A 21182-nucleotide genomic window follows, 5' to 3' on the forward strand; every position below is an offset into this window, starting at 1 on the left:
GCGCTCAGGCAGCCGTGCCGGCCTACGACTTTTCGATCCCGGCCAAACCGCTGCCCCAGGCGCTGAGGGATTTCAGTCGGGTGACAGGGCGGGGCGTGATTTACACCCAGGAAACGCCCTACGCCGTGGATGCCCCGGCGGTGAACGGCTCGTTCAGTGCGGAGCAGGCGTTAGGCGTGCTGTTGAGCACGTCTGGCCTCACCTTCCGCCGTGCCACCGACGACACCTTCACGCTGCAATCCCGACCCGCCGAGGGCACGGTCACCCTTGGCGCGACGCAGATCGATTCCACACGCAGCGGTGCCTACAGCTATCAGCCGCCTGCTGTGACATCGGTGATGCGCAGCGCAACCCCGCGACTGGAAAACCCCCAGGCGGTGAGCGTCGTTCCGGCGCAGGTGTTGAGCGATCAGGCGCCGCGCAACCTCGATGACGCGCTGGCAAACGTAAGCGGCGTGACCCAGGGCAATACCCTCGGCAGCACCCAGGACACGCTGATGAAGCGCGGTTTTGGCGACAATCGCGACGGTTCGATCATGCGCGACGGCATGCCGGTGGTGCAGGGCCGCAACCTTAATGCCACGGCCGAACGCGTCGAAGTTCTCAAGGGTCCGGCATCGCTGTTGTATGGGATTCAGGACCCGGGCGGTGTCATCAATGTGGTCAGCAAGCGCCCGCAGTTGCAGTCGGCCAACGCCCTCACAGCTCGGGGATCAAGCTACGGCGCAGGCAAAAACGGCAGCGGCGGAACACTTGATAGCACCGGCGCCATTGATGGCGTTGATGGGGCGTCAACCGGTCTGGCCTACCGCTTGATCGTTGACCACGAAGACGAAGATTACTGGCGCAATTACGGCGTGCACCGTGAGTCGCTGGTGGCGCCATCGCTTGCCTGGTATGGCGATGACACCGAAGTGCTGGCGTCCTACGAGCACCGGGAATTTCTCTCGCCGTTCGATCGCGGCACGGCCATCGATCCGCGCACCAACCGTCCATTGAACATCCCAGCGACCCGGCGTCTGGACGAGCCATTCAACAACATGGAGGGGCGCTCGGACCTGTATCGATTCGAGGTCGACCAGACCTTCGACGACAACTGGAAGGGCCACCTCGGCTACAGCTACAACCGCGAGACCTACGACGCCAGCCAGGTGCGCGTGACTGCCGTCGATCCGGCAACCGGGACGCTGACCCGCTCCATCGACGGCACCGGGAGCGCCCTGAGCACCGATCGCTTCACCACCCTCACCTTGAGCGGCGACACCTCGCTGGCCGGCATGCGGCACGAGCTGCTGATCGGCGTCGATGACGAATACCGCAAGATTGCGCGCGGTGAGTTAATTCGCCAGAAAAGCCTAAGCACGTTCAGCTATTTGAATCCGGTGTATGGCCAGGAAGCGGAGGGTACTCAGGTCAGTGCGGCGGACAGCCATCAGCTCGACATTTTGCGCACTGACTCGGTGTTTGCTCAGGATTCCGTGCACCTCACCGATCGCTGGATTTTCGTCACGGGCGCGCGTTATCAAGTGTTCGATCAGCAGGCAGGCAAAGGCTCGCCGTTCATGCGCAACACCGATTTGAACGGGCAAAAGTGGATTCCGCGAGCGGGGCTTGTCTACCGCTACAGCGACGAGCTGTCGTTCTATGGCAGCTACACCGAAGCGTTCAAGCCCAACTCCAGCATCGCCACGCTGGCGGGCGGCACCGTGCTGGATTCGGCGACGCCGCCCGAAGAATCGAAAGCGTGGGAGATGGGTGCCAAGTGGGATTCGTCCGATGGCATCAGTGCGACGCTGGCGCTGTTCGACATCAGAAAGCGCAACGTGCTGGTGGCGAATTTTGACTCGCTGACCGCAGACACGGTGTACACGACGGCGGGCCAGGTGCGCTCGCGGGGTCTGGAACTGGACGTGGGCGGGCAGCTGTCAGAACGCTGGAGCCTGATTGGCGGTTATGCCTTCACTGATGCCTGGGTGGTTGAGGACCCGACATTGAAAGGCAACCGCTTGCAGAACGTGCCCCGGCACAGCGGGTCGGTCTCGGCGGTGTACGACTTTGGCGCGGTGATGGGGGCAGACCGTTTGCGAGCGGGCTTGGGCGGCCATTACGTCGGCGAACGCCCGGGCAATCCCGACAACGATTTTGATCTGCCCGGCTACACCGTCGCCGATGCCTTCGCGACCTACGAAACCCGTCTGGACGGGCAGAAAGTGAAGTTTCAGCTGAACGTGAAGAACCTGTTTGATCGCACGTATTACAGCTCGGCGGTAAGCCGTTATTTCGTGTCGCTGGGAGATTCGCGGCAGGTGGTCATGGCGACGACGCTGGAGTTCTGAAGGTCTTCCCCTTCCGAGGCGAAGTCCTGGCGATTTACGCAAACCCTGTAGGAGTGAGCTTGCTCGCGAAGGCTGTGGTCCGGCCGGTAAGCGGTCGGCGGATGTACCGGCCTCTTCGCGAGCAAGCTCACTCCTACAGTTGATATAGGTTGGGTCAGTTGGAGTGGGTGACACTCGAAGAGCATTTACTGAAACGCAGCCCGGTACTCACTCGCCGTTGCGCCGACTGACTGTTTGAACCGGTTGCTGAAATGACTGGCGCTGGCGAAGCCGCATTCCAGGGCGATCTCGCCAAATGGCTTGCGCGTCGAGCGCAGCAGCTCCCGGGCGCGGTTGAGGCGTCGGGCGAGGAGGTATTGGTGGGGCGGCAGGCCGAAGCTTTCGCGGAACATCCGTGCGAAATGGTATTCCGACAACGCGCACATGCCCGCCAACTGGCCGAGGCTCAAGGGATCGGCCAGGCTCAGCTCGATGAACTCGACCAACTGACGGCGTAAGTGCGGCGCCAATCCGCCTTTCAAGCGCAACCCTTCGCGCAGCCCCACCTGGCGCAGGACCATGTGATCGAGCAGCTCATGGGCGAGACTGCTGGTGAGCATGCGTTCGCCGGGCTCGCTCCAGTCCATGCGGATCAGGCGATGAAAGCGCTCGGCCTGCAGCGAGTCGTCCAGAAACGTGTGTTCCTGCAACGCCAGCTGGCGCGGCTCGCGATCCAGCAGCGTGACGCAATTGAGGGCGAACTGCTCGGGGCTGATGTACAGATGCGCCAGGCGGATTTCCCCGTTCACCACCCAGGAAGACTGATGGCCGGCCGGCAGCGTGCAGATCTTGTCCGGGGCGCCTTTCTTGTCTGGTTGATCGCGGCGGAACGTCCCGGTGCCGCCGTCGATGTAGCACGACAGGGTGTGGTGCGTCGGCGCGTGGTAGTTCTGCGCGTCGTGGCGGTTGTTCCACAACGCCGACATCACCCCGTCACCCAAGGGCGCGCACTTCTCCAGCTGCGCGTGGGGCGAGCTGTTCAGGGATTGAAAAACCTGGATGGTTTCGAGTGACGACATGGGGACTCCTCTACGCCTCGCATCCTACTCCGCGCCAAGCCGCCTGCCAGCGGGGCGACGATCAAATGCGCAAGTTTCTGCAAGTGAGCGCAGACCCGCGCCGCCAGACTGAGGCTTCACTGGGGAGCCTGACATGAACATCACGTTGTATCTGCTGACCGTTTTGATCTGGGGCACGACTTGGATTGCCTTGAAACTGCAACTGGGCGAAGTCGCCATTCCGGTGTCGATCGTCTATCGCTTCGGCCTCGCGGCGCTGATCATCTTCGCCCTGTTGTTGGCGACCGGGAAACTGCAGAAGGTCAATCGGCGCGGGCAGCTCATTTGTCTGGCGCAAGGGCTGTGCCTGTTCTGCGTCAACTTCATGTGCTTCTACACCGCCAGCCAGTGGATCCCGACCGGTCTGGTGGCGGTGGTGTTTTCCACTGCGACACTGTGGAACGCGCTCAATGCGCGGATCTTCTTCAAGCAGAAAATCGCGCGCAACGTGGTGATGGGCGGCACCTTGGGCCTGATCGGTCTGGCGTGCCTGTTCTGGCCGGAGCTGGCCGGGCACAGCGCCAGTCGCGAGACCTTGATCGGCCTGGCGCTGACCCTGCTCGGCACGCTGTGTTTCTCGGCGGGGAACATGCTTTCCAGCCTGCAACAGAAGGCCGGACTCCGCCCGCTGACCACCAATGCCTACGGCATGCTGTATGGCGCGACGATGCTGTGCGTGTATTGCGTGCTGAGCGGCACGCCGTTCGCGTTTGAGTGGAACGCGCGGTACATCGGCTCGTTGCTGTATCTGGTAATCCCGGGTTCGGTGATTGGCTTTACGGCTTACCTCACTCTGGTCGGCCGCATGGGCCCGGAACGCGCAGCGTATTGCACGGTGCTGTTCCCGGTGGTGGCGTTGAATGTGTCGGCGTTTGCCGAAGGCTACCAATGGACCGCCCCCGCGCTGATGGGGCTGGTGCTGGTGATGGCCGGCAACGTGCTGGTGTTCAGGAAGCCGAGGGTGGTTGTGCCGGTGGGCGCGAAGCTAGCGTAAGGAAGGCTGAGACCTTTGATCGTTCCCGCGCTCTGCGTGGGAATGCAGCCTGTGACGCTCCGCGTCAACCTGCCCTAATGGCGCGGAGCGCCGGGAGCGGCATTCCCACGGGGACCGTGGGAACGATCATCACAAGAGCTGTGACGCTCAGCCCTTCCACACCTGCGCATTCACCAGATCCTGCGGCTTCTCGCCCAGCAGCGCGGCGCGCAGGTTGGCGTAGGCGCGGTCGGCCATGGCCTGGCGGGTTTCGTCCGTCGCCGAACCGATGTGGGGCAGCGTCACCGCGTTGCTCAGCGCAAACAGCGGCGATTCAGACAGCGGCTCTTTTTCGTACACGTCCAGACCGGCGCCGCGAATGGTGCCGTCCTGCAGCGCCTTGATCAGCGCCGGTTCGTCGACGATCGGACCGCGGGCGATGTTCACCAGAATCGCGCTCTTCTTCATCAGCGATAGCTCACGGGTGCTGATCAGGTGCGTGGTCTTTTCGCTGAGTGGCACCACCAGACAGACGAAATCCGACTCAGCCAGCAACTGATCCAGCGTACGGAATTGCGCGCCCAGTTCCTGCTCGAGGGCGGTCTTGCGGCTGTTGCCGCTGTACAGGATCGGCATGTTGAAACCCAGACGACCGCGCCGCGCGACCGCTGCGCCGATGTTGCCCATGCCCACGATGCCCAAGGTCTTGCCGTAGACGTCGGTGCCGAAATGCGGCGCCTCGATGCTGCGCTTCCAGTTGCCGGCCTTGGTGTAGGCGTCCAGTTCGGCGACGCGGCGGGCGCTGCTCATGATCAACGAGAAGCCCAGATCGGCCGTGCTTTCCGTCAGCACGTCGGGGGTATTGGTCAGCATGATCCCGCGTTCGGTGAGGTAGCCGACGTCGTAGTTGTCGTAACCGACCGAAATGCTCGACACCACTTCCAGCTGCTTCGCGTTCTCCAACTGCTCACGCCCCAGCTTGCGACCGGCGCCAATCATGCCGTGGCTGTGGGGCAGGGCTTCGTTGAACTGCGCGTTCAGATCACCCTTTTTCGGGTCGGGGATGATCACGTTGAAGTCTTGCTGCAGGCGCTCGGCCATTTCCGGTGACACGCGGCTGAAGGCAAGGACGGTCTTTTTCATCGGATAGCTTCTCTCGGCAGGTCAGAAGGGCAATGCGTAGCACGCTAACATTCTTGCCGAGGGATTGGCAGGGTTCCGCCGTAACGCTCACGTGATGACTAAACCGTCTCCGGCAACACATGGGTCTGCAGGTCCGCTTCATGGGCGGCCATGATTTCCGGCAGGGACCCGCGCAGGTACTCGACCCAGGTTTTGATCTTCGCATCCAGGTACTGCCGCGACGGGTAGATCGCGTACAGGTTCAGCTCGTGGGAGCGGTACTGGGGCAGTACTCGCACCAGCGAGCCATTACGCAAACCCTCGATCGCCGAGTAGATCGGCAGAATCCCGATGCCCATGCCGCTGCTGATCGCTGCCTGCATGGCGTCGGCCGAATTCACCAGAAACGGCGAGTTGCCGATGGTCACGGTTTCCTGACCTTCCGGGCCGTCGAACGCCCACTTTTCCAGCGGGAACACCGGACTGACCAGACGCAGGCAGGCGTGATTGAGCAAGTCGGCCGGTCGATGCGCCATGCCGAACGCCTTGATGTAGGCCGGCGAGGCGCAAACGATGCTGTAAGTGATGCCCAGCCGCTGGGACACGAAGCCCGAATCCGGCAGCTCGCTGGCGAGCACGATGGACACGTCGTAACCCTCTTCGAGCAGGTCCGGGACGCGATTGGTCATGGTCAGGTCGAACGACACGTCCGGGTGATTGCGCCGGTAGCGGGCAATCGCGTCGATGACGTAGTGCTGGCCTACGCCGGTCATCGAGTGGACTTTCAGCTGCCCGGCCGGGCGCGCATGGGCGTCGCTGGCTTCGGCTTCCGCTTCTTCCACGTAACCGAGGATCTGCTCGCAACGCAGCAGGTAACGCTTGCCCGCTTCAGTCAGGGCGATGCGGCGCGTGGTGCGGTTGAGGAGTCGGGTTTGCAGGTGGGCTTCGAGGTTGGAGACAGCGCGCGAAACGTTTGCGGTGGTGGTGTCCAGTTGAGCGGCAGCAGCGGTGAAGCTGCCCGCCTGCGCCACGCAAGTGAAGGCGCGCATGTTTTGCAGAGTGTCCATTGGCCGTTCTCAGGTGAGATAGCAAATTGTGACATGAAGTAACTGATCCATGTCAGCCATACCAAAGGATTATCTCCTGTTCGGTAACAAAGATTCGCAGAAGTCCCGGCTTATCGCCGGACTAGACGCCCCCTAGAATCGCCGCATCATCGATTCCCCCTCCATTCAGGTAATTGCAGCAGTGCCGCGTCGTCTCGTCAGAGGGCTCAAGCCCCTCAGTGTGTGGGCTTTAACGTTACTCATCAGCGGCTGCATCGGAACTGGCGGAATCGCCCCACAAGGCACAGCGTTGTCCCCCGACGCGCTGGCCACCGACGACGCCATCAAGGCGGCCGACACAGACGCCCACTGGCCGGCCGGTCAGTGGTGGCGCGCCTATGGCGACGAACAACTCAATCGCTGGATCGAACTGGCCGCGCTCGGCAGCCCCAGCCTGGCGATTGCTGCCGCGCGGGTGCGTCAGGCCAAGGCCATGGCGGGCATCGCGGAATCGGCGGAATCCCTGCACATCTCCGGCGACAGTACGCTGAAACGCCACAACTGGCCGACGGATCAGTTCTACGGTCCGGGTGAGCTGTCGAACACCAGCACGTGGGACAACAACGCCTCGCTGGGCCTGAGTTATTCCCTTGATCTGTGGGGCCAGGAGAGCAACCACTCCGAACAGGCGCTGGACATGGCGCACATGAGCGCGGCCCAGGAACGTCAGGCGCAACTGGAATTGCAGGACAACATCGTCCGCGCGTACATCCAGTTGTCCCTCAACTACGCCCAGCGTGACATTGCCCAAGCCACACTCGCGCAACAGCAGCAGATCGTTGATCTGGCCCAGCGCCGTCTGAAAGGCGGCATCGGCACCCATTTCGAGGTCAGCCAGGCGGAAACCCCGCTGCCGGAAACCCATCGTCAGATTGACGCGCTGGACGAGGCAATTGCCCTGAGCCGCAATCAGATCGCCGCGCTGGCGGGCAAAGGCCCGGGCGAGGGCGCACGTCTTCAGCGCCCGACGCTGTCGCTGAATGCTGCATTGAAATTGCCGTCGGCGCTGCCGGCCGAATTGCTGGGACAGCGCCCGGACGTGGTCGCCAGTCGCTGGCGGGTGGCGGCGCAGGCGCGGGGCATTGATGTGGCCCATGCCGGGTTTTATCCGAACGTCGATCTAATGGGCAGCCTCGGTTACATGGCCACCGGCGGCGGCATGCTGGAATTCCTCGCCGGCAAGAAATTCAATTACAGCGTTGGCCCGGCGATCACGTTGCCGATCTTCGACGGCGGGCGTTTGCGTTCGGAGCTGGGCGTAGCCTCAGCGGGCTATGACGAAGCCGTTGCGCAGTACAACCAGACCCTGGTGATGGCGCTGAAGAGCATTTCCGATCAATTGATTCGCCGCGAGTCGATGGACAAGCAGCAACAGTTCGCCGATCAGTCGGTAGCCGCCGCGCAGAAAACCTACGACATCGCGATGGTCGCCTATAAACGCGGCCTGACCGATTACCTCAATGTGCTCAACGCGCAGACGCTGTTGTTTCATCAGCAGCAGGTGCAGCAACACGTCCAGGCCGAACGCCTGACGGTGCACGCAGAATTGGTGGTGGCGCTGGGGGGAGGGTTGATGGCGGGCAATGATTCGCCTGCGCCGGAAAGGACCGCTGCGCCGAAAACGCCGGTGTCGCTGGCGGTGTTCGATAAATGATGCGCTCCGGCAGGGCCTGGCGATGAGCGCCGCTTTTAACTGGCTCAAATCCCTCGAATGGCGTCGCGGCCTCAATGACTGGGCGCGCAGCGATGGCGTGACGTGGATCTACATCGCCAAGGTGCTGATCGCGGCATTCTTGACGTACTGGATCGCCATGCGCCTGGAACTGCCGCAGCCGCGTACGGCCATGATCACCGTGTTCATCGTGATGCAGCCGCAGAGCGGTCAGGTGTTTGCCAAGAGTTTCTACCGCTTGCTCGGCACGCTCGCCGGGTCAGTAGTGATGGTCACGTTGATGGCGCTGTTCGCGCAAAACAGCGAGCTGTTCCTCGGCAGTCTGGCGATCTGGGTCGGCTTCTGCTGCGCCGGGGCCGCGCGCTATCGCAACTTTCGCGCCTATGGTTTTGTGCTGGCCGGCTACACCGCCGCAATGACTGGGCTGCCCGCGCTCGCTCACCCCGATACCTCATTTATGGCCGCCATGTGGCGGGTGCTGGAAATTTCCCTTGGCATCGTCTGCTCCACTTTGGTCAGCGCTGCAATCCTGCCGCAAAGCGCCGGCGCGGCGATGCGCAACACCTTGTATCAGCGCTTTGGCACCTTCGCCCAGTTCGTCATCACCGGCCTGCGCGGCGAGAGCGATCCGGCGTCGTTCGAGGCCAGCAACGTGCGCTTCATCGCCGATGCCGTGGGACTCGAAGGCCTGCGCGCGGTCACGGTGTTCGAAGACCCGCACATGCGCCGTCGCAACGGCCGATTGAATCGCCTGAACAGCGAATTCATGACCATCACCACGCGCTTCAACGCCCTGCATCAATTGCTGGAACGCTTGCGTCGACGCGGTGTGACACCGGCCGTTCAGGCCATCGAGCCCGGCCTGACTGCGCTGACTGGATTGCTAGAGCCTTTCGCCGGTCGCGCGCTGACCAACGCCGACGCCGCGCTGCTCGCCAATCGGTTGAGCGTGTACAAGGCCGACTTGCCCGAGCACGTGCGCAGCCTGCGCGCCCAGTTCGTCAAGACCGAGCCCGGCGACGATGACCTGCTGGATTTCCATACCGCTTACGAATTGCTGTATCGCTTCGTCGATGACATGCACGACTACGCCCAGACCCACGCGTCCCTGGCCGATCACCGCCATGCGCGGGAGAAGTGGGTCGAGCCCTTCGTCTCCACCACCAGTTGGCTGTCTTCGCTGGCCTCCGGCGTGCGCGCGACCTTTATTCTCGCGGTCATGTCGGTGTATTGGGTGGCGACGGCCTGGCCGAGCGGTGCGTCGATGACCCTGGTGTCCGCCGCCACGGTGGCGCTTTCCGCGACGACGCCGAACCCGAGGCGCATGTCGTTTCAGATGGCGTGCGGGACGTTTCTGGGGGCGGTGCTGGGTTTTTTCATCACGTTTTTCGTGCTGCCGCGCATCGATGGTTTCCCCCTGTTGTGCATGGTGCTGGCGCCGGTGTTTGTGCTCGGGACGTTCCTGACCACACGGCCGCAATGGGTGGGATACGGACTGGGGCTGCTGATTTTCTTCAGCATCGGTTCGGCGCCGGACAACCTCACGGTCTACAACCCGTATGCGTTCATCAACGACTACATCGCCATGGTCCTCGGCATGCTGCTGTGCGCGGCGGCGGGGGCGATCATTCTGCCGCCGAACAGTCGCTGGCTGTGGCAGCGGCTGGAAGGCAATCTGCGTCAGCAAGTCAGTTTCGCCATCAGCGCGCCGCTGCGCGGAATCCGCTCCAGCTTCGAAAGCCGCACCCGTGACCTGATGCATCAGGCCTATGGCCTGGCCGCTGGCAAACCCGAGGTGCAACGCAACCTGCTGCGCTGGATGTTCGTGGTGCTGGAGATTGGCCACGCGATCATCGAGTTGCGCCGCGAGCAGGACATCCTGCCGGTGCACCCCAGCTATGCCGAATCGCAACCCTGGCGGCAGGCGATTCGCGCCATGGGCCGCTCGCTGATTCGCCTGTTCATCCAGCCTGATCGCCACAACCTGGCGCGCAGCCTGTCGGCCGTCGATCACGCCATCGTCTGCGTGCAGAACACCGACGAGCCCTTCGCACCGCACTTCGACACCTCGGCGTTGCGCCGGGTGAAAAGCTACCTGCACTTCATCCGCACCTGCCTGCTGGACCCGCAATCGCCGCTGGCAGGCGCTGCGTCAGAGCCGGCGTCTGTGGCCTCGCCCCAAGGACAACTCAATGCCTCGTGAACTCGCCTTCCACGGCGTGTACATGCCGACCGTGACCGTCATGTTTCTGGTCGCGATGGTGCTTTCCTGGGCGCTGGACCGCTTTATGTCCGGCCTCGACCTGTACCGTTTTTTCTGGCATCCGGCGCTGCTGCGTCTGAGCCTGTTCAGCTGCATTTTCGGCGCCATGGCGCTCACTGTTTACCGTTGAGGCACGTTGGTTGAGATGAAAAAGCTCTTCAGTCTGATCGCGACTTTGTTGATTCTGGCGCTGGCCATCTGGATCGGCCGGCTGCTGTGGATTCATTACATGGACACGCCATGGACCCGCGACGGCCGGGTGCGCGCCGACGTGATCAACGTCGCTGCCGATGTCAGCGGCGTGGTGATCGATGTGCCGGTGAAGGACAACCAGCCGGTCAAAAAAGGCGACCTGCTGATGCAGATCGACCCTGAGCACTATCAGCTGGCGGTGAAGCAGGCCGAGGCCATGGTGGCGTCACGCAAGGCGACGTGGGAGATGCGCAAGGTCAACGCCAATCGGCGCAAGGACATGGACGCCCTGGTGATCTCCGCCGAGAGCCGCGAAGACGCCAGCAACGTCGCCACCTCCGCCCAGGCGGATTATCAGTTGGCGGTCGCCCAGCTCGAAGCCGCGCAGTTGAACCTGCAACGCACCAAAGTGCTGGCGGCGGTGGACGGCTACGTCACCAACCTCAACGTGCATCGCGGCGACTACGCGCGCATCGGCGAAGCGAAGATGGCCGTGGTCGACAGGAATTCGTTCTGGGTCTACGGCTTCTTCGAAGAGACCAAGCTGCCCCACGTCAGGATCGGCGATCCGGCGGACATGCAGTTGATGAGCGGTGAAGTCATGAAGGGCCACGTCGAGAGCATCGCCCGCGCCATCTACGATCGTGATAACCCGGAGAGCCGCGAGCTGATTGCTGACGTCAACCCGACGTTCAACTGGGTACGACTGGCCCAGCGCGTGCCCGTGCGCATTCACCTGGATCACGTGCCGGAAGGGGTTGTGCTGGCGGCGGGGATCACCTGCACGGTGATTGTGGATCCCGTAGTCGAGCCGTAACGCAGAGGGCAAGGTATGACGGGTATCTCCCTGAATGATTGAGCTCCTGTGGGAGTGAGCTTGCTCACGAAGACGGCGTTTCAGGCGCTAAAGCTGTAGCGGATGTTCCGCCCTCTTCGCGAGCAAGCTCGCTCCCACGAGTTCCATGACCGCAGGTTCATCTGCGGTGGCCGTCAATGGCGCTTATCCAGCTTGAAGCGTTTGCTCAGAATCCACTCCAGCAAGGCCTTGGGCAGCAAGCGCTCCATGAGCGGCAGCGCGCGGCTGCCATTGCCGGATCGCAGCAAACGCGGTGGATGGCTGCGTTGCACGGCGTTGAGCACGTCGCGGGCGAAGTCTGTGGCGGGTGTCGGATTGCCCTGGGACGCGTTGGCCCTCGCGCGGATGCCTTCACGCCACGGCCACCACGACGAATCCTGATGAATCACTTGCTCGGCCTCATGGCTGGCGTTTTGCGCGAAATGAGTGTCGATGGCGCCCGGCTGGACTTCCATCACCCGGATGCCGAAAGGCGCCAGCTCCATGCGTAAAGCGTCGGTCATGGCATGGACAGCGGCCTTTGAAGCGCAATATGCCCCCGCGAACGGCGTCACCAGCACGCCCGAAACGCTGCCGATGTTCACCACCAACCCCTTGTTGCGACGCAGCATTGGAAACAGCGCGCGCGTCACCCCGACCACGGAAAACACATTGGTTTCGAACTGTCTGCGCATGGCCTCGACACCGCCATCCAGCAGCGGGCCAATGCCACCGTAGCCTGCGTTGTTGACCAGCACGTCGAGCCCTTTGCCGTGTTGATCAAGCTCGCAGACCAGCAGATCAATCGCTGCGCTGTCATTGACGTCCAAGGCCACGGCACGAAAACCTGCAGCGGTCAGTGCTTCCACATCGGCCGGCTTGCGTGCCGTCGTCCAGACCTCATGGCCTGCCGCTTTGAAGGCATCCGCCATGGCGCGGCCGATGCCGCTGGAACAACCGGTGATCAACACCACAGACATGGTTCAATCCTTGAAAAAAGAGAAGGGCGGCGCTCAGCCGGAGAACGTGCCTTGCAGGCGTTCGGCACGAAACTCCAGGGTCTGCGGCCGATAACCCGGACGCAGCGGCGGCATCGGCAAGCAATCTTGCCACTGACTGCCGGGCAACAAATCGCCCGGCCCGCGATAACGCGGTGCGGTGTAGGTGTCTTCGGCCAGATTCACGGTATCGCCCGGCGCGTAGGCCGCGATCTTCCAGCGCAGTTCGGTAAGCGAGACCTTATTACCGTTATCGATCAGCACCAGCAACGGGCGGCCCGTCGGGCATTGCTGCGGCGCATAGTTAACGCGCATCTGCAGGCGCTCAAGGCGCTGCTCATCGCGGCTGTCCTCCCAGACCACAAACGCCGCCACCACACCCAGCCCGACTGCCGCCGCCAGAGAAACAGGCAGGGCTTTGGAGGGATAGCGCAGGAGCAGGACCAGCCAGGTGAACAGGAGTACGGCGCCGAAAATCATCGTGTCGATCTCGCGATTGCAGATGCGGGCATCGTACCGAAAGGGGAGGGGATTGGGCTAATGGTGGTTCGTCTGATTCAAGGTCGCACAGGTATGAAAGCCCATAAAAAAGCCCCCGAAAACCCTCTGCGGATGGGGAATACGCAGAGGATTGACGGGGGCCTAGTACTACTCGGTGAAGCGGTATTAACGCGCGATGGTCTGGGTCTTCACGCCGGCTTCGATGCCAGGGGTGGAGCGGCCGTAGACGTCTTCGAAACGTTCGATGTCGTCTTCGCCCAGGTAGCTGCCCGATTGGACTTCGATGATTTCCAACGGGATTTTGCCCGGGTTGCGCAGGCGGTGAACCGAGGCGATCGGGATGTAGGTCGACTGGTTCTCGGTCAGCAGGAACACGTTGTCGTCGCAGGTGACCTGAGCGGTACCCGATACAACGATCCAGTGTTCAGCGCGGTGGTGATGCATCTGCAGCGACAGGCTGGCGCCCGGCTTGACGGAAATGCGCTTGACCTGGAAACGGCCGCCCATGTCCACGGAGTCGTACGAGCCCCATGGGCGATAGACTTCGAGGTGGTTCTGGGTTTCGCTGCGGCCTTGCTCATTGAGCGTGTTGACCAGTTGCTTGACGCCCTGAACCTTGTCTTTGTGGACGATCATCATGGCGTCTTTGGTTTCGACGACAACGACGTTGTCCAGGCCGATCACGGTCACCAGTTTGCCGTTGCCCTGAATCATGCAGTTGCGGCTGTCCTGGATCACGACATCGCCTTTGGCAACGTTGCCGTTTTCATCTTTGGCGCTCACGTCCCACAGGGAAGACCAGCAGCCGACATCGCTCCAGCCCGCATCGAGTGGAACCACGCAGGCGCGCTGGGTTTTTTCCATGACGGCGTAGTCGATGGAGTTGTCAGGGCAGCAGGCGAAGCTCGCCTCGTCCAGGGAGATGCTGTCGCCGTCCTGCTTGCTGCGCTCGAGGGTCAGCAGGCAGTTGTCGTAGATATCCGGATCGTGCTTTTTCAGCTCTTCCAGGTAACGGCTGGCGCGGAACAGGAACATGCCGCTGTTCCAGTAGTAACCGCCGGCCTGGACGAATTCCTGGGCGCGTTGTTCATCAGGCTTCTCAACGAAGTGCTGCACGCGGCTGACGCCTTCCGGCAGCAGGGCGTCGGCGGTGGACTTGATGTAGCCGTAGCCGGTTTCAGGCTTGGTCGCCGGGATACCGAACAGCACCATTTCGCCACGCTCTGCAGCAACGGTGGCCAGGGCCAGCGCACGTTGCAGGGCTTTCTGATCGTCGATCACGTGGTCGGCTGGCAGCACCAGCATCAACTCGTCACGACCTTCGTTGGCCAGCATCATCGCGGTGATGGCAACGGCAGGCGCAGTGTTGCGACCAAACGGTTCCATGATCACGGCCTGAGTTTCCAGACCCAGTGCATTGAGCTGCTCGGTGACGATGAAGCGGTGATCCTTGTTGCACACCACGACAGGGTGCTGCATGCCGTCGAATTGCAGGCGCTCGACGGTCTGTTGGAACAGAGTGTGTTCGCCGGTCAGCGCCAGGAACTGTTTAGGAAACTGTTTACGCGAAAGAGGCCAGAGTCGGGAACCGCTACCACCTGACAAGATCACTGGAATCATTTTGTTTCTCCGTTAAGCAAAAATCGTTCGAATGGGCTGTAGGTCTTTTCGGTCTTTCTGGTTTTTGTCTTGCATCGCCCGGCGTCCTCTTGGCTGTCTGCTTGCTCCGCAGTGCCTGACGCCGAACGCTTAATTCCGTAAATCCGTGGCAGCGCGCGGTTGATCACGCGCGCTGCCGGCGGCCTCTCGGCCAGATTCAACGCTTACTGAGTGCCCGTCGGGCGCTTGACCCAGACTGGCGACAGGCTGCTGCCGCTGCCGGTGACGTAGAGAACGGCGGCTTCACCGCGCTCCAGTGCAACCGGCTTCAGGTCAGCCACTTTCTTGTCGCCGTCGAACAGCGCGAAGCTGACTTTGACCGGGTTGATTTCACGCTCGCCGGTGCCCTTGGCAGACACAGCCTTGACCACGTCGGTCTTGCCGTCAGCGGTTTTCAGGGTCAGCGACTTGTCACTCAGGTTCTGTACGCGAACCAGGGACTTCTGCTTGTTCTTGAACGGAGGCTCTTCGACCAGTTGCGGCGCGCCCGAAGTGTTGTTGACGATGGTGTAGTAGTGATCGCTGGCCAGTTTCACCGGCAGGGACTGGCTGCCGACTTTGGCGGTGTAGTCGCCCTGGGGCATGAAGCCGAAGTCACTGCTGGCCAATGGGCCGATTTCGTTGAGGCTGGTGTTGCCGACGCTGGCGGAGATTTCGCTGCTGCTGGCGTTGTACACACGCACGAAGGTCGAGCCTTTTGGTGCGGTCGGGCCGTACAGCGCGGCGTCGCCACCGGCGAATGCGGAAAGGGATACGAAGCCCAGGCTCGCGGCCAGCACGCAGGTTTTCAGCAGGTTGGTTTTGCTCGAACGAACTGGCATTGGGTTCTGCGAAGTCATAGTCAAAGAGTCCTCTCAGTTTTGCGCCCGGGTGGGCGACTTGGAGTTGTTGGCGTTGTCCGCCAGATTCTGTTGGGGGTCACGGGCCTTTTTGAGTTCAGCGATCCACTGTGGGTCGAACTCGGTCAGGTCGTTGTGAGCGGGCAGGTAGCGTTCCGGGAATTCCCAGATCAGCACCTGCGGGGGGCTGCTTTTGAAGGCGTCGGTCTGCAGGTACTTGAGCATCGGCAGGATCGGGCCATGGCCGTCTTCGGCGTAATTCACGACGTCTGCGTGCAGGGCCTGTTTGAGCGCACCGGCGAAGTTCCAGTTGGGGTTGGCGCTGTAGCTGGTGCCAACCAGGCCGACCGCAACCGAATTGTCAGCGAACAGGGGGTCATCACTTTCGGCGCCAGCCTCAGCCGGGTTGGTGCTGCGCTGTTGCAGGTCGTCCGGCTTGGGCAGCAGGTTGCTGAACAGCGGATCCAGCGGCAGGAAGTTGGTCAGATCGCCCTTGTAGGGTTCGGTCGTCTTGGCTTCAGTGACGAAGTTCTGCGGTTCAACGTTCAGCGGCAGCTGCTTGCTGATCACGTCACCCAACTGCTGGGCAACGATTTCCGCGCCCATCGGCGTCCAGTGAGTGTCGGTGCGCAGGAACACCTGGCCCTTCTCTTTGGCGCTTTGCAGCGGCGTGAGCAGATCAGGGGCGAGGATGCCGGCCTGATTAACCTGAGCGTGGAACTGCTGATACAGATCGGTGTGCAGCGTGGCCGGTTTGTTGTCACCGACGTGCTCCGGGTACAGACGCGTCTTCGCCGGAATGATCGCCAGCACCAGCTGCGTGCCTTGCTTTTTCAGGGTGTCACGCACGCCCTGAATGATCGCCAGGTTGTCTGCTTCGTTCTGCTCGCCGTTGGCAACGGCGTCGAATTCTTCGTCGGTGTACAGCCACTGGTCCTTGCCCAGGATCACGCCCGGACGACCTTCGTTGAACACCTTGTAGTCCAGCGCTGCCCAGAGGTTGGTGCCCAGACGCTTGATCGGGAATTCTTCGTCGTAGTGGGTTTCCACCGCTTTGGTCCAGTGACCATTGAGCACGGTGGTCTCCTTCGACGTCGAGAAACCGATGAAGCTGCGCAGCGACCACAGGCCCAGCACCAGCAGAATCGCCAGGAACAGGAAGATGTAGAGGAAACGTAATGAACGGGTCATGTCAGGCTCCTCAGAACTGGAAGTAAAGGAACGGCGAGAAACTGGCCGCCGAGAGTTTCAGGATCGATGCAACGAACATCAGCAGGATCAGGGCGCGCATGACATAGCGCGACCAGTCGACGGTCCAGTAGGCAGGCTGAACCTGCGCTTCGGTGCCGACGATGTAACCCGGTTGATGGATGCTGCCCGGCTTGTCGCCCGGCACGGCCTTGATCAGGCCGGGCTCGGCAGCGGCAGGGCCATCGGCCTGTACGGGCTTGTCGGTCGGCTTGCCCGGTGCACGGTTGCGGTAGAAATCACGCAGGCCGAAGAAAGCGAGGGTGATGTACGCCACAACCAGGGTCGCTACTTGCAGGCCGGTGAGGCTGGCGCGGTTGAGTTCCGACAGGCCGAGATCGCTGAAGCTGAACATGGCGCCGTACATACGAGCGGCAACGTGCAGGTTTTCCGAGCGGAAGATGACCCAGCCCATGACCACCAGCAGGAAGGTGAACGCCCAGCGAACGACGTTGAAGGTGCGCGGCGCGGTGTTCAGGCCGATGGCTTTTTCGATCGCCAGCCACACACCGTGCCAGGCACCCCAGACGATGTACGTGATGTTGGCGCCGTGCCACAGACCACCCAGCAGCATGGTCAGAAACAGGTTGCGGTAGGTCGCGACCTTGCCGCCGCGGTTGCCGCCCAGCGTGATGTACAGATAGTCACGCAGCCAGGTCGACAGGCTGATGTGCCAGCGGCGCCAGAACTCGGTGATCGATTGGCTGATGTAGGGCTGTTTGAAGTTTTCCATGAAGCGGAAACCCATCATCAGGCCCAGGCCGATGGCCATGTCGCTGTAACCTGAGAAGTCGAAGTAAAGCTGCGCGGTATACGCCAGCGCGCCGAGCCATGCGTCACCCGTGGTCGGGTTCTGCAGGGCGAAGCAATGATCGGCGACCACTGCCAGCGTGTCGGCAATGAATACCTTCTTGATGAAACCCTGCATGAACCGCGTGCAGCCCTCGGAAAACTTGTCGAGGGTGTGCGTGCGGTTGTTGAACTGATCGACCAGGTCGCGGAAACGCAGAACCGGCCCTGCGATCAGGTGCGGGAAGATCGCCACGAACGCTGCAAAGTCGATGAGATTTCGCGTCGCCGGTGTGTCGCCACGGTAGACGTCAATGATGTAGCTGATGGACTCGAAGATGTAGAACGAGATACCGATCGGCAGCAACACGTGGGTCAGGATGAAGGGCTCAAGGCCGATCGACGTCATCATCGCGTTGATGCTGTCCACGCCGAAGTTGGCGTACTTGAAATAGCCAAGGATGCCCAGGTCGACCACCACGCCGAGCAGCAGCCAACGCTGAGCCGGTTTGGTTCTGACCCCGGCGGCGCCTACGCGCAGGCCGATCCAGTAGTTCCACAGCGTCACACCTGCGAACAGCGCCAGAAAGTCCACTCGCCACCACGCGTAAAACACGTAGCTGGCGACCAGCAGCAGCAGGTTGCGATAGCGTTGCCCGCTCAGGTAGTACAAGCCGAGAAACACCGGCAAGAACAGGAACAGGAACACGTTGGATGAGAAAACCATCCTTTATCTCTCCATTTGTCCAACTTCAAAGGCCGAAGCCCCCCCAAACCCCCCACGAAAAATGGAGGGGTGAAACATGCATCCGCCGACTCCCCGCAGGAGTGAGCTTGCTCGCGATACGTCAGTCCGGTTGATGCCGCTCTGACTGATACATCGCTATCGCGAGCAAGCTCACTCCTACAGTGGGTTCGCTGTGGATCACACCACGGCGAACACTGCTGGAGCCTTTGCTCTTACGAACCGCCCTTGTCACCCTTTTCATGGGTCGGGTCATAAGTGCGGGTCAGGTCGCCGCCAAGACGGAAGTTCTTGAACGGCTGCATCTTGTGTTTCTGTTCAAGCACGTCCGGGCCGCAGTCATACAGCGAGCAGTACGGTTCCAGCCAAGCGAATTTCATGTCGGTCTTCAGATCCGTCATGTCCTGCTTTTCGCCATCGCGGGCGGCGAATTCGCTGCCGGAGTTCTTCACGCCAGCCAGCACGCGATCACCCAGACGCTTGAGCGCACCGTTGTTTTCCTGACGCAAATCGACACCGTTGGCCTGGGCGAAACTCGCGATCATGGCCAGAGGCGGAAGTGCGTAGTTGTGGTACGCCAGCGCACGCTGTTTGCGCTTGAGCTCGTTCGGCAGGAAACCTTGCGGGTCAACCTGATTGGCGCCGATCTTGAATTCCTTCACTGCCCAGTCAAACAGGTCTTGGCGATTGGTCGCGACTGCGGTGGACATCACGGCCCAGGCGGCCCAGTAGGAGTGGTTGTTAGTCTTGTCGAGCGGCAGATTGTTCCAGTCGCTTACGACGTGATCCGCCAGTTTGCTGAACCAGGCCTCAATCACCTGCGATTCCTGCTGGCGGGTGGCCAGAGGATGCGACTCGGAGAACTTCAGGCGCAGATAGGCGGACGACATGCTGCCCAATGCCCATTTGCGCATCGACTTGCCGGTGTGGTTGAAGTCGGTGGACTCCAGCGCATCGGCCTTGGCCCAGGTGGTCAGCATGTTCAGCGCGCAATCGAGCTGTTCCGGGCGACCGTCACGCATGTACTGCATCACCACCTTGCTGGTGGCGCGCTCCATGGTGGTGATGTCTTTGGTCGCATCACGAAAAGCCTGATCGGAGACCATATTCAGCGTCGCGCGGGCTTTGTCCGAGCCTTCGTATTTGCTGCGAAACTGCAGCGGACCGGTGTAGGGCTGCGGAATGGAGTCACAGCTGAACTTGCCCTGGCCCGTCTTGAATTTCTCGACACCTTCGTAGTAACCCTGCGGCGGGACGAGTGTCGACGCAGCGCTGGCGCCGGTGGCGAACAGTGCCGAGGACATCATTGCCAGCGACAGAAGGGTAGGGAGCATCAGTTTTGGAGTGTGCATAAGAGCCTCATAACCCGGCTTGCGCGGTTTGATGCGCGACATTCGGGAACACGTTGCGTTTGCATACTTTCGCTTCGACCTGCTGTGCCGCAGCGCCCGCTTCCGGACCCTGCACTTCCAGTGCGAGCAATTGCTGGTCAGCCCAGTCTTTGTCATCGCGCAGTTCGAAGGAGAAGCGCCCGTCGGTTTCAGATGTTTCAGGTTTCTCGATCTTCAAGTCTTCGTGGCGACCGTTCATGTACCAGAGGCGCGCCTGAAGGGTTTTCACCGAGTTGTCGGCGAACTTGATGTCGATCTGATTACTGCCGTTGCGCACATCCTTGATGCCGTTTTTACCGTTGACCAGCAACTCGTTGATCCCTGGTTTGAGGGTGGTGCTGGTGCTCATGATTGCCGGTTTGCCTTCACAGCCGTTGTCCAGCAGCGACATCATCTGGCGATAGATGGTCTCCTGATCCAGGCGGTAAAGCGGCGAGAATTCCCAGATGAGAATCTTCGGTGGGTGTTTCTGGAAGTCTTCGCTGCCCAGGTACTGCAGCATCGAACCTTCAAGGCCGCCGCCCGGGAAGGCGACGTTCAGCACATCAGCACCAATGTATTCCTGCAAAAAGCCGGCAAAGTTGTAGTTCTTGCCGCTGTGACTGGTACCGACCAGCGTGATCTCCGGATTGCCGGAGTCACCAAACAGGTCGCCGTCGGCTGCTTCGCCTTTGGGTTCCGTCTCGAACTGGTCCATGTACTGGATGGCGTAGCTCGTGCCGCACAATTGACCGGCCATGTTGTGAAGAGTGCCCTTCTTGCCCATGCGACCTGACAGGTGGGTCTCGAACTCACGGCGTGGAACACCGGCGAAGGCCTGCATTTTCTTCACGGAATCAGCGACGATTTTTGCTGTGCGCTGAGCGCCATACGGCGTCCAGTGCTGGTCACCGCGGAAGTAGAAATCATGGGCCTGTTGCTCGTTGGTCAACGGCGACAGGTCCGGCACGGTGTAGCCCATCTTCGCGAAACGACCGAGCATGGCCTGGTAGTTACGCAGCGCGGTGTTGTAGTCGAACTTGTCGCGCTCGGCCGGGAACAGCTTGTTGCGATCCACCAGCCCGCGGGTTGGCTGATATACGACGACCAGCTCTACACCCTTGCTCTTGAAGGCGTCGTGCAGCATTTGCATGCGGCGATAGCCTTCAGGCGTGGTGTCGAATTCGGTGCGCAGATCTTCGCGGGTCCGGAACAACCAGTCGCCCTGGGCCTGAACCAGCGTGGTGAAGTTCTGCTGGTAGCGGCTGACGTAGTTTTTTTCGTCGTGCGCTTCAGGGCACAGACTGCAGCAAGGCTCGGCCGTGAAGGTCGGGGCTGTAGTGTCCGCTGCATACGCGCTATTGCTGGCGGCGAACAGTGCAGCGGTCAGGCCCGAGAGGCTGAGCAGTTTGATCAAATGTGCGTGCATAGAAATAT

The 21182-nt window shown here is 61.4% G+C and carries 17 protein-coding genes; 6 read left to right on the forward strand and 11 right to left on the reverse strand.

Going from position 1 to position 21182, the window contains the following annotated elements; all coding sequences use genetic code 11:
- Positions 1-14: 14 nt before the first annotated feature.
- Complete coding sequence (locus AC07VF_RS13745; protein WP_495009121.1) at positions 15-2336, forward strand: TonB-dependent siderophore receptor; 2322 nt, start codon at positions 15-17, stop codon at positions 2334-2336.
- A gap of 185 nt (positions 2337-2521) precedes the next feature.
- On the opposite strand, the gene AC07VF_RS13750 is transcribed toward AC07VF_RS13745, so the two are convergent.
- Positions 2522-3394 carry a helix-turn-helix domain-containing protein gene (locus tag AC07VF_RS13750; RefSeq protein WP_495009120.1) on the reverse strand — a complete coding sequence of 291 codons (873 nt, stop codon included), beginning with the start codon at positions 3392-3394 and terminating at the stop codon, positions 2522-2524.
- A gap of 133 nt (positions 3395-3527) precedes the next feature.
- Between AC07VF_RS13750 and AC07VF_RS13755 the strand changes: the two genes are divergently transcribed.
- On the forward strand, positions 3528-4427 hold the full coding sequence (locus AC07VF_RS13755; RefSeq protein WP_495009119.1) for a DMT family transporter: 900 nt from the start codon (positions 3528-3530) through the stop codon (positions 4425-4427).
- A gap of 147 nt (positions 4428-4574) precedes the next feature.
- Here AC07VF_RS13755 and AC07VF_RS13760 read toward each other — a convergent pair whose 3' ends face one another.
- Both AC07VF_RS13760 and AC07VF_RS13765 read right to left on the reverse strand, forming a co-directional pair.
- Positions 4575-5549, reverse strand: a complete 975-nt coding sequence (locus AC07VF_RS13760; RefSeq protein ID WP_495009118.1) for a 2-hydroxyacid dehydrogenase — start codon at positions 5547-5549, stop codon at positions 4575-4577.
- Positions 5550-5647: 98 nt separating this feature from the next.
- A complete protein-coding gene (locus AC07VF_RS13765; protein WP_133772022.1) occupies positions 5648-6595 on the reverse strand; it encodes a LysR family transcriptional regulator in 948 nt (315 codons plus the stop codon).
- Between the two features lie 181 nt (positions 6596-6776).
- On the opposite strand from AC07VF_RS13765, the gene AC07VF_RS13770 reads away from it, so the two are divergent.
- The 4 genes from AC07VF_RS13770 to AC07VF_RS13785 are packed head-to-tail and all read left to right on the forward strand — an operon-like array spanning position 6777 to position 11578.
- Complete coding sequence (locus AC07VF_RS13770; RefSeq protein ID WP_495009117.1) at positions 6777-8288, forward strand: efflux transporter outer membrane subunit; 1512 nt, start codon at positions 6777-6779, stop codon at positions 8286-8288.
- Between the two features lie 22 nt (positions 8289-8310).
- Positions 8311-10509, forward strand: coding sequence for an FUSC family protein (locus AC07VF_RS13775; protein ID WP_495009116.1), 2199 nt, complete (start codon positions 8311-8313; stop codon positions 10507-10509).
- Positions 10499-10699 carry a DUF1656 domain-containing protein gene (locus AC07VF_RS13780; RefSeq protein ID WP_065991906.1) on the forward strand — a complete coding sequence of 67 codons (201 nt, stop codon included), beginning with the start codon at positions 10499-10501 and terminating at the stop codon, positions 10697-10699. The genes AC07VF_RS13775 and AC07VF_RS13780 overlap by 11 nt, the downstream gene beginning before the upstream one ends.
- Positions 10700-10714: 15 nt before the next feature.
- The gene (locus tag AC07VF_RS13785) at positions 10715-11578 is read left to right on the forward strand and encodes an efflux RND transporter periplasmic adaptor subunit (protein WP_495009115.1); all 864 of its coding nucleotides are present in this window, start codon (positions 10715-10717) and stop codon (positions 11576-11578) included.
- 173 nt (positions 11579-11751) lie between these two features.
- Here the strand turns inward: AC07VF_RS13785 and AC07VF_RS13790 are convergent, their stop codons facing one another.
- From AC07VF_RS13790 to AC07VF_RS13825, 8 genes are all read right to left on the reverse strand, one after another.
- On the reverse strand, positions 11752-12576 hold the full coding sequence (locus AC07VF_RS13790; RefSeq protein ID WP_495009114.1) for an SDR family oxidoreductase: 825 nt from the start codon (positions 12574-12576) through the stop codon (positions 11752-11754).
- 33 nt (positions 12577-12609) lie between these two features.
- Positions 12610-13074, reverse strand: a complete 465-nt coding sequence (locus AC07VF_RS13795; RefSeq protein WP_282373218.1) for a multidrug transporter — start codon at positions 13072-13074, stop codon at positions 12610-12612.
- Between the two features lie 186 nt (positions 13075-13260).
- Entirely contained in the window at positions 13261-14715 is a 1455-nt protein-coding gene (locus AC07VF_RS13800) for a mannose-1-phosphate guanylyltransferase/mannose-6-phosphate isomerase (protein WP_192171841.1), read from the reverse strand.
- Between the two features lie 203 nt (positions 14716-14918).
- Positions 14919-15575 carry an alginate O-acetyltransferase AlgF gene (locus AC07VF_RS13805; RefSeq protein ID WP_205487279.1) on the reverse strand — a complete coding sequence of 219 codons (657 nt, stop codon included), beginning with the start codon at positions 15573-15575 and terminating at the stop codon, positions 14919-14921.
- A 33-nt stretch (positions 15576-15608) separates the two neighbouring features.
- A complete protein-coding gene (locus tag AC07VF_RS13810) occupies positions 15609-16784 on the reverse strand; it encodes an alginate O-acetyltransferase (RefSeq protein ID WP_495009113.1) in 1176 nt (391 codons plus the stop codon).
- A 10-nt stretch (positions 16785-16794) separates the two neighbouring features.
- On the reverse strand, positions 16795-18357 hold the full coding sequence (locus tag AC07VF_RS13815) for an MBOAT family O-acyltransferase (protein ID WP_192171839.1): 1563 nt from the start codon (positions 18355-18357) through the stop codon (positions 16795-16797).
- Positions 18358-18590: 233 nt separating this feature from the next.
- On the reverse strand, positions 18591-19727 hold the full coding sequence (locus tag AC07VF_RS13820; protein ID WP_192171838.1) for a mannuronate-specific alginate lyase: 1137 nt from the start codon (positions 19725-19727) through the stop codon (positions 18591-18593).
- Positions 19728-19734: 7 nt separating this feature from the next.
- On the reverse strand, positions 19735-21174 hold the full coding sequence (locus tag AC07VF_RS13825; RefSeq protein ID WP_495009112.1) for an alginate O-acetyltransferase: 1440 nt from the start codon (positions 21172-21174) through the stop codon (positions 19735-19737).
- Between the last annotated feature and the right edge of the window lie 8 nt (positions 21175-21182).

This window comes from Pseudomonas sp. GW821-FHT02H06 (assembly GCF_059421525.1).

What these genes read in the sequence shown, in the direction of transcription:
- AC07VF_RS13750 (WP_495009120.1), bottom strand. Translation starts at nt 3,394, where the DNA reads ATGTCGTCACTCGAAACCATCCAGGTTTTTCAATCCCTGAACAGCTCG.
- AC07VF_RS13755 (WP_495009119.1), top strand. Translation starts at nt 3,528, where the DNA reads ATGAACATCACGTTGTATCTGCTGACCGTTTTGATCTGGGGCACGACT.
- AC07VF_RS13760 (WP_495009118.1), bottom strand. Translation starts at nt 5,549, where the DNA reads ATGAAAAAGACCGTCCTTGCCTTCAGCCGCGTGTCACCGGAAATGGCC.
- AC07VF_RS13765 (WP_133772022.1), bottom strand. Translation starts at nt 6,595, where the DNA reads ATGGACACTCTGCAAAACATGCGCGCCTTCACTTGCGTGGCGCAGGCG.
- AC07VF_RS13775 (WP_495009116.1), top strand. Translation starts at nt 8,311, where the DNA reads ATGAGCGCCGCTTTTAACTGGCTCAAATCCCTCGAATGGCGTCGCGGC.
- AC07VF_RS13780 (WP_065991906.1), top strand. Translation starts at nt 10,499, where the DNA reads ATGCCTCGTGAACTCGCCTTCCACGGCGTGTACATGCCGACCGTGACC.
- AC07VF_RS13785 (WP_495009115.1), top strand. Translation starts at nt 10,715, where the DNA reads ATGAAAAAGCTCTTCAGTCTGATCGCGACTTTGTTGATTCTGGCGCTG.
- AC07VF_RS13790 (WP_495009114.1), bottom strand. Translation starts at nt 12,576, where the DNA reads ATGTCTGTGGTGTTGATCACCGGTTGTTCCAGCGGCATCGGCCGCGCC.
- AC07VF_RS13795 (WP_282373218.1), bottom strand. Translation starts at nt 13,074, where the DNA reads ATGATTTTCGGCGCCGTACTCCTGTTCACCTGGCTGGTCCTGCTCCTG.
- AC07VF_RS13800 (WP_192171841.1), bottom strand. Translation starts at nt 14,715, where the DNA reads ATGATTCCAGTGATCTTGTCAGGTGGTAGCGGTTCCCGACTCTGGCCT.
- AC07VF_RS13805 (WP_205487279.1), bottom strand. Translation starts at nt 15,575, where the DNA reads ATGCCAGTTCGTTCGAGCAAAACCAACCTGCTGAAAACCTGCGTGCTG.
- AC07VF_RS13810 (WP_495009113.1), bottom strand. Translation starts at nt 16,784, where the DNA reads ATGACCCGTTCATTACGTTTCCTCTACATCTTCCTGTTCCTGGCGATT.
- AC07VF_RS13815 (WP_192171839.1), bottom strand. Translation starts at nt 18,357, where the DNA reads ATGGTTTTCTCATCCAACGTGTTCCTGTTCCTGTTCTTGCCGGTGTTT.
- AC07VF_RS13820 (WP_192171838.1), bottom strand. Translation starts at nt 19,727, where the DNA reads ATGCACACTCCAAAACTGATGCTCCCTACCCTTCTGTCGCTGGCAATG.
- AC07VF_RS13825 (WP_495009112.1), bottom strand. Translation starts at nt 21,174, where the DNA reads ATGCACGCACATTTGATCAAACTGCTCAGCCTCTCGGGCCTGACCGCT.